13 protein-coding genes and 1 pseudogene are annotated in these 14,194 nt (G+C 40.8%); 9 read left to right on the top strand and 5 right to left on the bottom strand.

Annotated elements, in window-relative coordinates; translation table 11 throughout:
• Together AB5935_RS11530 and AB5935_RS11525 are read right to left on the bottom strand one after the other, a co-directional pair.
• Window positions 1-107: pseudogene (locus AB5935_RS11530) on the bottom strand (phosphoribosylaminoimidazolesuccinocarboxamide synthase); the annotation flags it as partial.
• A gap of 20 nt (window positions 108-127) precedes the next feature.
• The gene (locus tag AB5935_RS11525; protein ID WP_007845212.1) at window positions 128-1,132 is read right to left on the bottom strand and encodes a PhoH family protein; all 1,005 of its coding nucleotides are present in this window, start codon (window positions 1,130-1,132) and stop codon (window positions 128-130) included.
• 157 nt (window positions 1,133-1,289) lie between these two features.
• Here AB5935_RS11525 and AB5935_RS11520 point away from each other — a divergent pair, with 157 nt between their 5' ends.
• Both AB5935_RS11520 and truA read left to right on the top strand, forming a co-directional pair.
• On the top strand, window positions 1,290-1,964 hold the full coding sequence (locus tag AB5935_RS11520) for a DUF5715 family protein (protein ID WP_005848222.1): 675 nt from the start codon (window positions 1,290-1,292) through the stop codon (window positions 1,962-1,964).
• 34 nt (window positions 1,965-1,998) lie between these two features.
• A complete protein-coding gene (truA, locus tag AB5935_RS11515; RefSeq protein WP_007837713.1) occupies window positions 1,999-2,772 on the top strand; it encodes a tRNA pseudouridine(38-40) synthase TruA in 774 nt (257 codons plus the stop codon).
• Here the strand turns inward: truA and AB5935_RS11510 are convergent.
• The 3 genes from AB5935_RS11510 to AB5935_RS11500 form a co-directional block, all read right to left on the bottom strand.
• The gene (locus AB5935_RS11510) at window positions 2,738-3,505 is read right to left on the bottom strand and encodes a TIGR03915 family putative DNA repair protein (protein ID WP_007837714.1); all 768 of its coding nucleotides are present in this window, start codon (window positions 3,503-3,505) and stop codon (window positions 2,738-2,740) included. The genes truA and AB5935_RS11510 overlap by 35 nt on opposite strands.
• On the bottom strand, window positions 3,502-4,770 hold the full coding sequence (locus AB5935_RS11505; protein ID WP_038612226.1) for a putative DNA modification/repair radical SAM protein: 1,269 nt from the start codon (window positions 4,768-4,770) through the stop codon (window positions 3,502-3,504). The genes AB5935_RS11510 and AB5935_RS11505 overlap by 4 nt, the downstream gene beginning before the upstream one ends.
• 427 nt (window positions 4,771-5,197) lie before the next feature.
• Window positions 5,198-5,764 carry a peptidylprolyl isomerase gene (locus AB5935_RS11500; protein ID WP_007837717.1) on the bottom strand — a complete coding sequence of 189 codons (567 nt, stop codon included), beginning with the start codon at window positions 5,762-5,764 and terminating at the stop codon, window positions 5,198-5,200.
• Window positions 5,765-6,119: 355 nt separating this feature from the next.
• On the opposite strand from AB5935_RS11500, the gene AB5935_RS11495 reads away from it, so the two are divergent.
• The 7 genes from AB5935_RS11495 to AB5935_RS11465 all read left to right on the top strand — a co-directional run bounded on the left by AB5935_RS11495 (window position 6,120) and on the right by AB5935_RS11465 (window position 14,105).
• A complete protein-coding gene (locus AB5935_RS11495; protein WP_005848211.1) occupies window positions 6,120-6,494 on the top strand; it encodes a hypothetical protein in 375 nt (124 codons plus the stop codon).
• A gap of 410 nt (window positions 6,495-6,904) precedes the next feature.
• Window positions 6,905-8,707: a dihydroxy-acid dehydratase gene (gene ilvD / locus AB5935_RS11490; RefSeq protein WP_008673138.1), complete on the top strand. Its 1,803-nt coding sequence runs from the start codon at window positions 6,905-6,907 to the stop codon at window positions 8,705-8,707.
• Between the two features lie 101 nt (window positions 8,708-8,808).
• The gene (gene ilvB / locus AB5935_RS11485) at window positions 8,809-10,506 is read left to right on the top strand and encodes a biosynthetic-type acetolactate synthase large subunit (protein WP_007837719.1); all 1,698 of its coding nucleotides are present in this window, start codon (window positions 8,809-8,811) and stop codon (window positions 10,504-10,506) included.
• A 10-nt stretch (window positions 10,507-10,516) separates the two neighbouring features.
• Window positions 10,517-11,071 (top strand): acetolactate synthase small subunit, encoded by a 555-nt coding sequence (gene ilvN, locus AB5935_RS11480; RefSeq protein ID WP_007837721.1) that lies wholly within the window; start codon window positions 10,517-10,519, stop codon window positions 11,069-11,071.
• Window positions 11,071-11,814 (top strand): acyl-[acyl-carrier-protein] thioesterase, encoded by a 744-nt coding sequence (locus tag AB5935_RS11475; RefSeq protein WP_007837723.1) that lies wholly within the window; start codon window positions 11,071-11,073, stop codon window positions 11,812-11,814. Before ilvN ends, AB5935_RS11475 begins: the two co-directional genes overlap by 1 nt.
• Window positions 11,815-11,848: 34 nt before the next feature.
• Window positions 11,849-12,892, top strand: a complete 1,044-nt coding sequence (ilvC, locus tag AB5935_RS11470) for a ketol-acid reductoisomerase (RefSeq protein ID WP_007837725.1) — start codon at window positions 11,849-11,851, stop codon at window positions 12,890-12,892.
• 127 nt (window positions 12,893-13,019) lie between these two features.
• Complete coding sequence (locus AB5935_RS11465; protein ID WP_038609085.1) at window positions 13,020-14,105, top strand: energy transducer TonB; 1,086 nt, start codon at window positions 13,020-13,022, stop codon at window positions 14,103-14,105.
• The last annotated feature ends 89 nt before the right edge of the window (window positions 14,106-14,194 follow it).

Genomic DNA, 14,194 nt, shown 5'->3' with positions numbered 1-14,194 from the left:
ATTACTAACTTTTCGTCATTGATGTTGTATACATCACGCACTTTGCCGTGGTACACACTTTTCTGTCCCGGAAAGTTAAAGTCTGTTCTTGTTAATGCTTTACTCATGTCTTTATTTATAATTAAAATCAATAAATTCGTTTTATGTTTTCAGATTTTTCACTTCGTCCAGAATGGCATGAATGAAGGGTTTTCTGTTTTTCTTCAAACTTCTCGTATGCTTCCACAATGCGGGTAACCAGTTTGTGCCGTACAATGTCCTTCTTGTTGAGTTCGATGAAACTGATTCCTTTCACGCCTTTCAGAATTTTTAGTGCTTGTATCAATCCCGAAGTTTGTGAAGATGGTAAGTCTATCTGTGTCATGTCACCTGTTACAATCATTTTGGTGTTCATCCCCATACGAGTGAGGAACATTTTAATTTGCTGGGTGGTGGTATTTTGAGCCTCGTCCAATATCACTACAGCGTCATTCAAGGTGCGTCCGCGCATAAATGCCAATGGGGCAATTTGAATCACATTCAGTTCCATATATTCTTTTAGCTTGGCGGCGGGAATCATATCTTGTAATGCGTCATATAGTGGTTGTAGATAAGGGTCAATCTTATCTTTCATATCACCGGGTAAAAATCCGAGTTTTTCTCCTGCCTCTACAGCTGGACGGCTCAAAATAATTTTTTTGATTTCTTTGTTTTTCAGAGAACGGACAGCAAGGGCAATAGCGGTATAGGTCTTTCCTGAACCTGCGGGACCGATAGCGAACAGCATATCGTTCTTCTCATATTCTTGTACCAGCCTCAATTGGTTCTCACTACGGGGGACGATCGGTTTTCCTGTTACACTGAATACAATAGTATCCCCTGTTTTCTCTATTTGGGGTGAACGACCTTTCACTATATCTAAAATCACTTCTTCTTTCAGTGAATTATACTGGGCGCAATGCTTTTCCAAAGCCAATATATTCTCTTCAAAAGCACACATTTCCTCTTCGTCTCCCAATACTTTGATGACATTTCCACGTGCCACAATTTTTAATTTGGGATACAAAGCTTGTATCATTTTCATATTGACGTTGTTTACGCCATAAAATATAACAGGATCAATATCCTCTAAAACTATATGTTTTTCTATCATTTAACTAGTTTAGGTACTTTACGTACTTGTTTATAGGGTGCAAATTTAATGAAAGGTTTTCATTGTTCTTATTTTCCGGGCAATTTATTTGCATAAGCTTTTTCAGAAAAAGGATTTTAATCTATCTTTGCGAGGAATTTGAAAAGATAGTTAGATTATGAATTGTATGAAAGGTGCATGTTGCACGCTATTGTCACTTTTGTTTTCCTTGACAGTTTCTTCCGGTTGCAAGGAAAAAGATATGTCCATGAAGATGAATGAGCCTCATAATATAAAAGGTGTAATTAGCTATAAACGTAGTTTCGGTGATTTGAATGATACTCATCTCAGTGTAGCGAAGAAAATAGGAATTCGCCCGTTGGCTTCTCGTTCGGAAGCAGAGGGATTGGGTGGTAAATTGGTCCAGATAAAACCTTGTGAGCGTTATGCTATGGATTCGCTGACTCACTCCATTCCTTTTCTGATTCCGCAAGCTAGTGCGTTATTGGATACAATAGGAGCCAATTTTTTGGATTCATTGAGTTGCAAAGGATTGAATCCTAATCAAATCATTGTTACTTCTGTACTTCGTACGGCAGATGATGTGAAACGTCTTCGTCGTCGCAATGGAAATGCTTCTGCTAATTCAGCTCATGCTTTTGGGACAACTTTCGATGTCAGTTACCGTCGGTTTTGTAAGGTGGAAGATCCGGATGGACGTCCTATGCAGGATGTTAGTCCGGATACGCTGAAGTTGGTATTGGCCGAGGTACTCCGTGATCTTCGGAAGTCGGACAAATGCTATATCAAATATGAGTTGAAACAGGGATGTTTTCATATAACAGCCCGCTGAATTATTGAATTTTCACTTGGTTAGAGGCTTTACGATGCGGTATTTCATATATTTGGCTTATGATGGGACAAATTATCACGGTTGGCAGATTCAGCCCAATGGTGACAGTGTACAGGAAACATTAATGCGTGCTTTTTCTACTTTTCTCCGTCAAGAAATAGAGGTAGTGGGAGCAGGACGTACTGATGCCGGCGTGCATGCACGTCTCATGGTCGCGCATTTTGATTATGACCAGGAGTTGGATTGTGTTCAGATAACGGAGAAATTGAATCGCTTGCTTCCTTCCGATATAGCGGTTTACGATGTGAAGCGGGTGAAGGATGATGCGCATGCCCGTTTTGACGCGACTTATCGTACTTATAAGTATTATGTGACTATCCGGAAAGATCCGTTTAACCGTCATTATGCTTGGAGGCTTTTTAATTCATTGGATTTTGAGAAAATGAATGAGGCTGCCCGTGTATTGTTTGATTATACTGATTTTACCAGTTTCAGTAAATTGCATACTGATGTGAAGACGAATAATTGCCGGATTATGTATGCTGAATGGACGCGGGTGAGTGGAACAGAATGGGTATTTACTATTAAAGCCGACCGTTTTTTACGGAATATGGTAAGGGCTGTGGTAGGTACGCTGGTGGAAGTGGGGCGTGGTAAAATGACTTTAGATGGGTTCAGGAAGGTGATAGAGAATAAAGATCGTTGTAGTGCCGGTAGTTCTGTGCCGGGACATGCCTTGTTTTTAGTAGATGTGGGATATCCGGAAGAACTGTTTATTGTTTCTCCGTCAGATATTTCCAATACCTGACAGGCATATCTTGCCGGTGTTTTTGGGGATTCCAACGTTCTTTGATACAAATGGACTTGAAATATGTTTTCCAAAGTTCCTGAAATAATCTCTCATTGTTGTCCATCAATGTTTCATTTAGCATTCCTGTGACCAGATGTGCTTGGCGGGGATCTTCAAATGTTACTTCTTCCATCTCTGTTAGATTATAGTAATACCCATATTGTCGCTTCACATCATAAATGAGCCAACGCTGGTCGGCAAAACGGTCTTTGAAATGATCCACAGCCAGTGGCAGTGCGTTGAATTGAGGTTTTACGGCTGCAAAGAAAGTTCCGTCCGCTGCTTTTTGGAAACGGACGAACTGCATGAGGTGTACTCGTTCTCCATCTACTCTTTTATAGATTTTCGCAAGCTCCAGCACATCAGGATCGGCAAAGTTGGTCTCAATAGAATGAGGAGAGTTTATGGCCTTCTGGATATAGTGGAAAAGCATTTCGTCCACCTTTGGTAATTCTGATAACCAGCAGCAGGTCAAGCTGAAAAGGGCATGCTTGGAGATTTTTTTCTGTAATCCGCGCCACACGCGTCCGGCTTTCTCTTCATCAGTGGCTATGTGTATGGCTTCATTGTAAAACAAGGGTAGCGGCTCGCCTTCCATCAAGAGCAAGTCAGGAAAGGTTTTGCGGAAGTAAGCATCGAAAATGCAAGTCAGCAAGCCTTCAAATGTATGGTCATAGATAAACAGAATCATTTGTTATCAGTAAAGTTTAGTATTAATTGGCGTTCGTCCACTTTCTTTTTGGGTTTGGGTACTAACAGTCTGCGTACTCCTGTCGGAGTTAGTTCATTAACAGTCCGGGTGGGGAGTTCGTTGCAGGTTATGAAGTATTGCGCTTTTTTCATCACTACACCTATTTTTTTCAGTTCATAGAATCCCAGTTTTGAGAAGCGGCGTGACGCGATGATTTGTCTTGCCGATTTGATTCCGATACCCGGTACTCTGAGAATCATTTCGTAATCTGCCTGGTTTATATCTATAGGAAATTGTTCTGGATGCCGTAATGCCCAACCTAATTTGGGGTCGATTTCCAAATCTAGATCAGGATAGGAGTCATCGACTATTTCTTCTACTTTAAATTGATAGAAACGTAACAGCCAGTCGGCTTGATACAAACGGTTCTCACGTACCAATGGCGGCTGTTTCAGTGCCGGAAGCCGTTTGTCGTATGTATTTACGGATATATATCCAGAGTAGTAGACGCGCCTCATGGTGGGGTGTTGGTAGAGTGAAGAAGAAAGATAAAGGATGTCTTTGTCTGATTCGGTTGTGGCACCGACAATCATCTGCGTACTTTGTCCGGCAGGAACGAAGCGTGGAATATGGCGGAATTTTTTTCGGTCTTCTTTGTTGGTAAGTATTCCCTGCTGGATATAGCGCATGGGTTGGTATACACTTTTGTGATCTTTTTCGGGAGCCAGTAATTTCAGATTCTCTTCTTTGGGAATTTCTATGTTTACACTGAGACGGTCGGCGTAGAGTCCGGCTTCATTGACTAGTTCGCGACTGGCTCCGGGGATACTTTTCAGGTGAATATATCCGTTGAATTTGTGTACTAACCGCAGGTCTTTGGCAACACGTACCAACCTTTCCATGGTGTAATCAGGATTGCGTACAACGCCGGAACTGAGGAAAAGCCCTTCTATATAGTTGCGTCGGTAGAATTCGATGGTGAGGTCTACCAGTTCGCTTACCGAAAGCGTGGCGCGGGGAATGTCATTGCTTCTTCTATTGATACAATAGGCACAGTCATAGATACAATAATTGGTCAGCATTATTTTCAGCAAGGATATGCAACGACCGTCCTCGGCGAAGCTATGGCATATCCCCCAGCCGCCTACGGTGTTTCCCAATGCGCCGGATTGGTTACGGCGCACGGTCCCACTACTAGAGCAGGAAACATCATATTTAGCAGATTCTGCGAGTATTTTCAATTTGGCAAGGACATTCTCATTCATTTGATCAGAATATTTCTGCCAAAAATACAGATAGTGTTTGGAATGGGCAAACGGTTTGGCATTCTCTCTGTTCATTTTTAACTTCTTTGTTACATTATGTTATTCTTTAGTCTTATTATCTGTGTCTTGCAATAGAAGAAAAATGTGTTTATTACCCAGCTAAATGCATTTGTTTCGCCTATGAATCAAGATAACCGGTCCTATAGTCAAAAAGAACCGGACGTTTTTAAAAAAGGTCTAGTTCTTTTTTTAAAAGAACTAGATGTTTAATAGAAAAGAACTAGATCTTTTTTGAAAACTTCAAGTTCTTTTTTTTGAAATGTTTGAAGAAACACTGAAGCTGCCAATCAGTATTGTTTCGTTATCAATAATAAAAAGAGGGCGGATGTTTTGTTCCGTCCTCTTCTTTATCTATTGTTTAACGAAATTAATGACAATGTCCGCATCCGCATCCACCTTCATCACCGCATCCTTCTCCGCAGTCACCACAACCACAGCCGCATCCTTCTCCACTCATCATTTTTACCATTTCCTGAATTTCTTCATTAGTGGCTGTGCGGGATTCTACTACTTCACCTTCAAAAGTGAGATCTTTACCTGCATGAGGATGGTTCAAATCTACAGTTACAGTGTCATTGGTTACTTCGCTTACGGTAGCGTAGAAGTGATGTCCCTCATTGTCCTGTAAGGGAATGACAGCTCCCGGGAAGATGCGTTCTTCATCAAAAACACCATCAATGGTGAACATATCTTTAGATACAGTGCGCACACCTTCGGGCATATATTCTCCGTAGGCTTCTGCGGTAGGAATGACAAATTTAAATTTGTCACCCTTCTTTAAGGCTGTTATTTCTGTTTCAAAGCGTTCCAGTGTGGTTCCTAATCCGGATATGAATTGGAAAGGATGTTCTACAGTTGCTTCTTCTACCAATGTTTTCTGGCCGTCCTGCATTACATAAAGTTTGTATGCTACGGTGATGTACTTATTTTCCATGTTTTCTTATTATAATAATGTAATATAAACTATTTACGTAAGTTTTTTGTTGGCAAAGATACGAATTAATTCCCCTTAATCCTTTGTTATTACGTTTATATTACATAAATTTGTTATTATGATACTATAAATGCGCTTTTGATTGCGTTTGATTCTTGATATAAATCAATTAACCGCTCGCCTTGATAGATTTTTGCTTTAATTAACGGATATATGACAACATGTCGTAAAGCATGTTGTTATATTTGCAGTGTAAAGAGAAAGAGATAACGAGATTGTTTTTAAAAGGTATTATTTAGTTCTTAGGTACTAAATAAATTGTTTTTAGGTTTAACAAATTAAAATTTTAGGTATTATGAAACGTTTAGTATTGTTGGTTGTAGTGGCATTAGGAATGTCAGCTACAAGTTTTGCAGGAGAAAAAGTAGAAGGTAAAGATTGGAAGGTAGATGTTAACGTCGCAAAGTTGAGCAAATATTTGAATTTGGATGCACGTCAGATGGAGGAAGTTGCTAATATTTCTGATTATTTTGCTGACAAAGTACAAAGCGCAAGCTACGCAAAAGAAGCTAAACAAGGTAAAAAATTGCGTGAAGCCGTATATGGAAACTTCAAACTGATGAAACGTACATTGACAAATGAGCAGTACAAGAAGTATGTACAGTTGTTGAATGTTACATTGAAAAACAAGGGGTTGGATTCCTATATGGAAGATGTGGCGAATAAGTAAATTTATAAAATGAAATAAATGAACTGAAAAGAGAATGCAAACCAATGCATTCTCTTTTTTATTTATCCGTTGGAAGATACAGTGTATATTTGTGATAAAATGATTGTTTAAAGCTCGATTTAGTTACGAATAATAATTTATAAGAAAAAAAATCTTCATTTTATTTGTTTGTTACGAAAAACGCCTTACCTTTGCAGTCGTTAAAGAAACAAAGAAAACAGATATATGAATATTACTACTCTAAATAACCTAGCAGTCCTGCATATTATTCGCGTCGTGGTGGTCACACTAGGAGCGTGAGAAAGGTTGTGTATGTGTAGTTGTACATATAAAGAAATAATTGGAAGCCTTTCTCACATGGTGAGGAAGGCTTTTTCAATAAGTATAGGACGTTATAGATTTAGAATAAGATGAAGAATCAGTTACGCAGTTCGTTTAGCACACAGGGTCGCCGTATGGCAGGAGCGAGAGCTTTATGGGTGGCTAACGGCATGAAAAAAGAAATGATGGGCAAGCCCATTATAGCCATAGTAAATTCGTTTACACAGTTTGTTCCGGGACATACCCATCTGCATGAAATAGGTCAGCAGGTGAAAGTTGAGATTGAAAAATTGGGATGTTTTGCAGCAGAATTCAATACGATTGCCATTGATGACGGAATAGCTATGGGACACGATGGTATGCTGTATTCACTGCCCAGTCGTGATATCATTGCCGACAGCGTGGAATATATGGTGAATGCTCACAAGGCGGATGCAATGGTGTGTATCAGTAATTGTGACAAAATCACTCCAGGTATGCTGATGGCTGCCATGCGACTGAACATACCGGCTGTTTTTGTATCGGGTGGTCCTATGGAAGCGGGAGAATGGAATAACCAGCATCTTGATTTGATAGACGCCATGATTAAATCTGCTGATGCATCGGTCAGCGATGAGGATGTGGCTCAAATTGAAAATAATGCGTGTCCTGGCTGTGGTTGCTGTTCGGGTATGTTTACGGCTAATTCCATGAATTGCCTCAATGAGGCTATTGGTCTGGGGCTTCCGGGGAATGGCACTATTTTGGCGACTCATGCCAACCGTACTCAGTTGTTTAAAGATGCGGCTGCTCTGATAGTGAAGAATGCTTATAAATATTATGAGGAGGGAGATGACAGCGTGTTACCACGCAACATTGCTACTCGTGACGCTTTTCTGAATGCCATGACATTGGATATTGCAATGGGTGGTTCTACCAATACTGTGCTCCATCTTTTAGCTATCGCCCACGAGGCGGAAGTAGATTTCAAGATGGATGATATTGATATGCTTTCACGCCATGTGCCTTGTTTGTGTAAAGTAGCTCCGAATACACAGAAATATCATATCCAGGATGTGAACCGTGCCGGTGGTATCCTTAATATATTGGGAGAATTATCCAAGGGTGGTTTGCTGAAAACTGATGTGAAACGAGTGGACGGCCTGACATTGGCGGAAGCTGTCGAAAAATATAATATATGTAAGAAAGAAGTGGATACTGAAGCAAAACGTATTTATTCAAGTGCTCCGGGAAACAAATTCAATATAAAGTTAGGTTCTCAGAATGCTGTTTATAAAGAACTGGATACAGATCGTGCCAATGGTTGTATCCGCGATTTGCAACATGCCTATAGTAAAGATGGGGGTTTGGCCGTTTTGAAAGGGAACATTGCACAGGATGGTTGCGTAGTGAAAACGGCCGGAGTGGATGAAAGTATTTGGAAATTCTCGGGGCCTGCCAAGGTGTTTGATTCGCAGGATGCTGCTTGTGAAGGTATTTTAGGAGGAAAAGTAGTCAGCGGAGATGTTGTTGTTATCACTCATGAAGGTCCGAAAGGTGGTCCCGGTATGCAGGAAATGCTTTATCCTACTTCCTATATCAAATCCAAGCATTTAGGAAAAGAATGTGCTTTGATTACCGACGGACGTTTTAGTGGAGGAACTTCGGGATTAAGCATCGGGCATATTTCTCCCGAAGCTGCAGCGGGTGGTAATATCGGAAAAATAGTGGATGGTGATATAATTGAAATCGATATTCCGAATCGCAGTATCAATGTGAAACTGAGTGACGAAGAATTGGCCGCTCGACCGATGACAGCGGTGACCCGTGACCGTAAAGTTCCTAAAAGCTTGAAGGCATACGCTAGTATGGTAAGTTCTGCAGATAAAGGAGGAGTGAGAATCATTGACTAAATTAGAAATTAAAAATTGAGAATAAAAAAAATAGATTTGTTGTCATTGGTCGATTGTCCGGCATCGTATTTTTTTGATTCTCAATTCTCAACTAAACAATTATGGCAAAAGAAAAGATAACAGGAGCAGAGGCGATGATGCGTTCTTTGGAGTATCAAGGAGTGAAAACTCTTTTCGGATATCCCGGAGGTTCTATCATGCCTACTTTTGATGCTTTATATCATCATAGAAATACATTGAACCATATATTGGTCCGTCATGAACAAGGAGCTGCCCATGCAGCACAGGGATTTGCCCGCGTATCCGGTGAGGTTGGTGTCTGTTTGGTGACTAGCGGGCCCGGTGCGACAAATACCATTACTGGCATTGCCGATGCTATGATTGACAGCACGCCTATCGTGGTGATTGCCGGGCAGGTAGGAGCTTCCTTTTTAGGTACGGATGCTTTTCAGGAAGTGGATCTGGTGGGCATCACTCAGCCTATTACCAAATGGAGTTACCAAATTCGTCGTGCGGAAGATGTAGCTTGGGCTGTAGCCCGTGCTTTCTATATAGCTAAAAGCGGACGTCCCGGTCCTGTCGTTTTGGACTTTGCCAAGAATGCACAAGTGGAGATGGTGGATTATGAACCGATGAAGCTTGATTTTATCCGTAGTTATGATCCAGAACCTAATCCTGATAAGGAATCTCTTCAGGAGGCTGCCGAATTGATAAACAATGCTCAAAGGCCATTAGTGTTGGTAGGACAGGGGGTAGAGTTAGGTAATGCGCAAGATGAGTTACGTGCATTTATAGAAAAAGCCGATATGCCTTGTGGCTGTACTTTGCTGGGACTTTCGGCTATACCAACTTCGCATCCTTTAAACAAAGGAATGTTAGGTATGCATGGAAATCTGGGGCCCAATGTCAAAACTAATGAATGTGATGTGTTGATTGCTGTAGGTATGCGCTTTGACGATCGTGTAACTGGAAAATTAGATACATATGCTAAACAGGCAAAGGTGATTCATTTGGATATTGACCATTCTGAAATAGATAAGAATGTAAAAGTGGATGTACCCGTATTAGGTAATTGTAAATATACGCTAGCTATGCTGACGCAACTTATCCGGAAGAATGAACATTCCGAATGGATTGATAGCTTTACTGAATATGAAAAGACGGAATATGAACATGTTATCAGTAAAGAAATTCATCCTGTTGACGGGGCGTTGAATATGGGTGAAGTGGTGCGTGCGGTAAGTGAGGCTTCGAACAACGAGGCTGTATTGGTGACAGATGTAGGACAGAACCAAATGATGGCTGCTCGTTATTTTAAATACAGTAAGAACCGTAGCATTGTAACTTCGGGTGGATTGGGAACGATGGGATTCGGTCTTCCCGCTGCTATAGGCGCTACTTTCGGTCGCCCGGATCGTACTGTATGCGTATTTATGGGGGATGGCGGTTTGCAGATGAATATTCAAGAATTGGGAACTATCATGGAGCAAAAAGCACCGGTAAAGATTATTTTATTGAACAATAACTATTTGGGTAATGTTCGTCAATGGCAAGCTATGTTTTTTGGTCATCGTTATTCATTTACTCCGATGTTGAATCCGGATTATATGAAGATTGCCGAGGCATATGAGATTCCTGCCCGCCGTGTTATGAAGCGTGAGGAATTGCAGGCTGCTATCCATGAAATGTTGACTACTGACGGGCCATTCCTGCTGGAAGCTTGTGTGATAGAAGAGGGAAATGTGTTGCCGATGACACCTCCGGGAGGCTCGGTGAATCAGATGTTACTGGAATGCTAATTTAATAATTATGGACAAGACATTATATACATTAATCGTTCATTCAGAAAATATCGCCGGTTTGCTGAACCAGATTACGGCAGTGTTTACTCGCCGCCAAATTAATATCGAAAGTCTTAATGTTTCTGCATCTTCCATCAAGGGGGTGCATAAATATACTATTACTGCTTGGACCACCCAGGATGTGATAGAAAAAGTGGTGAAGCAGATTGAAAAGAAAATAGATGTTTTGCAGGCACATTATTTTACTGATAGTGAGATTTATCAGCATGAGATTGCTTTGTACAAGGTTTCTACTCCTGAATTTCAGGAGAATCCTATGGCATCTAAAGTTATCCGCCGTTATAGTGCCCGCATTGTAGAAGTGAATCCGGTTTTCTCTATTGTTGAAAAGAATGGGATGAGTGAGGAAATTACTGCTCTTTATGAGGAGTTGCGCGGATTGGGATGTGTGTTGCAGTTTGTCCGTTCGGGACGTGTGGCCATTACTACCAGCTGTTTCGAGCGTGTGAACGAATATCTGACCCAACGCGAGGAAAAGTATCGCCAGCAAAAAACAGAATAATGATGAGTGAGAATAAAGTAGGAACATACAGATTTGTGGCAGAACCCTTTCACTGTGATTTCAGTGGAAAGTTGACCATGAGTGTGTTGGGTAATCATTTACTGAATTGTGCCGGCTTTCATGCTGCCGACCGGGGTTTCGGAATTGCTACGCTCAATGAGAATCATTATACATGGGTACTTTCCCGTTTAGCTGTAGAGTTAGAGAATATGCCCTGTCAATATGAGGGTTTCAGTATTCAGACATGGGTAGAGAATGTTTATCGTCTTTTTACAGACCGTAATTTTGCAATTTTGGACAAGGAAGGAAAGACTGTCGGATACGCCCGTTCTGTATGGGCGATGATCAGTATGGAAACTCGCAAACCTGCTGACCTGCTTACGCTTCACGGAGGTAGTATCATTGATTATGTATGCGATAAGAAATGTCCTATAAGCAAGCCCGGTCGTATTAAGGTGACAGAGAAAGCTCCGGTTTCTGAATACCAGACCAGATATAGCGATATTGATATTAATGGTCATGTGAACAGTATTAAGTATATAGAACATATTCTCGATTTGTTTCCTATAGAGTTTTTTAAAGAGAAACGGATTAAACGTTTTGAGATGGCTTATGTAGCTGAGAGTTATTATGGTGATATATTGAGTTTCTACCGCGAGGAAGTGGAGGAGAAAGAATATGATATAGAGGTGAAGAAGAATGGCACAGATGTTGTCGTTCGTAGTAAGGTGATATTTATTTAGAATCTAATTTTTAATTTTTAATTTATAATTTAAAATGGCACAATTGAATTTTGGCGGCGTTACAGAAACTGTAGTTATCCGCGATGAATTTCCTTTGGAAAAAGCACGTGAAGTATTGAAAGATGAAACAATCGCTGTGATCGGGTATGGTGTACAGGGACCGGGGCAGTCTTTGAATCTCCGGGACAATGGTTTCAATGTAATTGTTGGTCAGCGTCCGGGAAAAACATATGAAAAAGCAGTTGCTGACGGATGGGTTCCGGGTGAAACTCTGTTTGGTATTGAAGAGGCTTGTCAGAAAGCGACTATCGTAATGTGTCTGTTATCTGATGCAGCTGTTATGTCTGTATGGCCGACTATCAAACCTTACTTGACCCAAGGCAAGGCACTTTATTTCTCTCATGGCTTTGCCATTACTTGGAGTGACCGTACAGGGGTAGTTCCTCCTACTGATATTGATGTGATCATGGTAGCTCCTAAAGGTTCGGGTACTTCACTGCGTACCATGTTCTTGGAAGGTCGTGGCTTGAACTCTTCATACGCTATCTATCAGGATGTAACCGGTAAGGCTTATGAACGTACTATTGCATTGGGTATTGGTATCGGTTCAGGCTATTTATTCGAAACGACTTTCCAGCGTGAAGCAACTTCTGACCTGACAGGTGAACGCGGTTCTTTAATGGGGGCTATCCAAGGATTGTTGTTGGCTCAGTATGAAGTATTGCGTGAAAACGGACATAGTCCTTCTGAAGCATTTAATGAAACTGTAGAAGAATTAACCCAGTCATTGATGCCTTTGTTTGCTAAGAATGGTATGGACTGGATGTATGCTAACTGCTCTACCACTGCTCAGCGCGGTGCATTGGATTGGATGACCCCATTTCACGATGCTATCAAACCCGTAGTTGAAAAGTTATATCACAGTGTGAAGACTGGCAACGAGGCTCAGATTTCTATCGATTCTAACTCTAAACCCGATTATCGTGAAAAATTGGAAGAAGAATTGAAGGCATTGCGTGAAAGCGAAATGTGGCAGACTGCTGTAACCGTACGTAAACTTCGTCCTGAAAATAATTAATAGTTAGTATTTAATGTAGAAAGCGGGGATGCGATGAGGTATCTCCGCTTTCTTTTATATATATTAATGTTAGTGGTGTTGTTTATATCATGTGTAGTCGCTAATTTTGTGAAAACTTGACTTAGGCATGAATAATAGATTATCACTTTTATTAATAGGGTGCATATTTCCCTTTCTATCTTTTTATGCACAAAAGAACATGAATCTCCCGCCATATTATCCTACAGTAAAAGGTATTACGGATTATGCTGTGTGGCAGCTCGTATATCCGGATTCTTTATTAAGGGCCAATATTGCAGGTGAAGCTGTGTGTACGCTCCGCATTGATAGTTTGGGGACTGTCCGTTGTAAATATATTGAAGCCACTCACCCCTTGTTTGCTAAGGCGGCCGAAGATGTGATTGAGGGTATGCGTGAATGGCAGCCTGCAAAGAAAGCGGGTAGAGATATAGATACTACTATCGTCTTTCATATTCCTTTTAATCCTGATGTTTACAGTGACCGCATTTGGCGGCAGCAGCAAGTTCTGGAATCTTGCAGAGGACAACTTGTCGATTCCATGCCTGTCTTTCCTGATGATATTCGTAGTCTTGTTATGGGAAATATGAGTTGGCCTGACGATAAAGTGGATAAAGCCGTCGCTATTTGCCGTTTTACGGTAAATGAAAAAGGAGAAATTGTGGATATCCGTGTGATAAAAGGTACTCATTCGGCTTTTGATAAAGAGTCCATACGTATTCTTTCTAATTTTCCCCGGTTGATTCCTGCTATGAAAAACAGAAAATCTGTGCCATATGATTATTTTTTAACTATGCGTTTTTGGAAAGAGGATCTGGAGCATTATTTATTATATAGGGAATGCGCACAGGAAGATTTGGAAAAGATCACTTGGGAGCCTTATAGATACTCTTCTTATCCCGGTGGTACTGTTGCTTTGACGCAATTTATTAATTCTCATCTGAAAATTACTCCCGAAATGAAGGCTACGGGAAAGCAGGGACGGGTGATTTATAGTTTCAATGTGGATATAGATGGTTCAATGAAAGATTTTCAGTTGGTGAGAGGACTTGATCCATTAATGGATGCCGAAGCATTGCGGGTACTTCAATTAGTGAATGAAAGATGGAGTACGGGGTATTATTTCAATTCAAAGAAATGGTATCGGGAGTTTTATGTGAATCAATTCACCATTCCAATTATTTTTAGTTGGTAGTGGTGGCAGAGGGCAGATACGCGGACTGCCCTCTGCGAAAATGATAGCATTATTAAAAGTGGATGAAATTTATTAGGTAGGATTCATGC

This window comes from Phocaeicola sp. RTP21198st1_B8_RTP21198_201120, from assembly GCF_040929485.1.
GTDB lineage: Bacteria > Bacteroidota > Bacteroidia > Bacteroidales > Bacteroidaceae > Phocaeicola > Phocaeicola dorei.
Note: the sequence above shows the minus strand (reverse complement) of the source record. Positions and strands in the feature narration are given on the sequence as shown.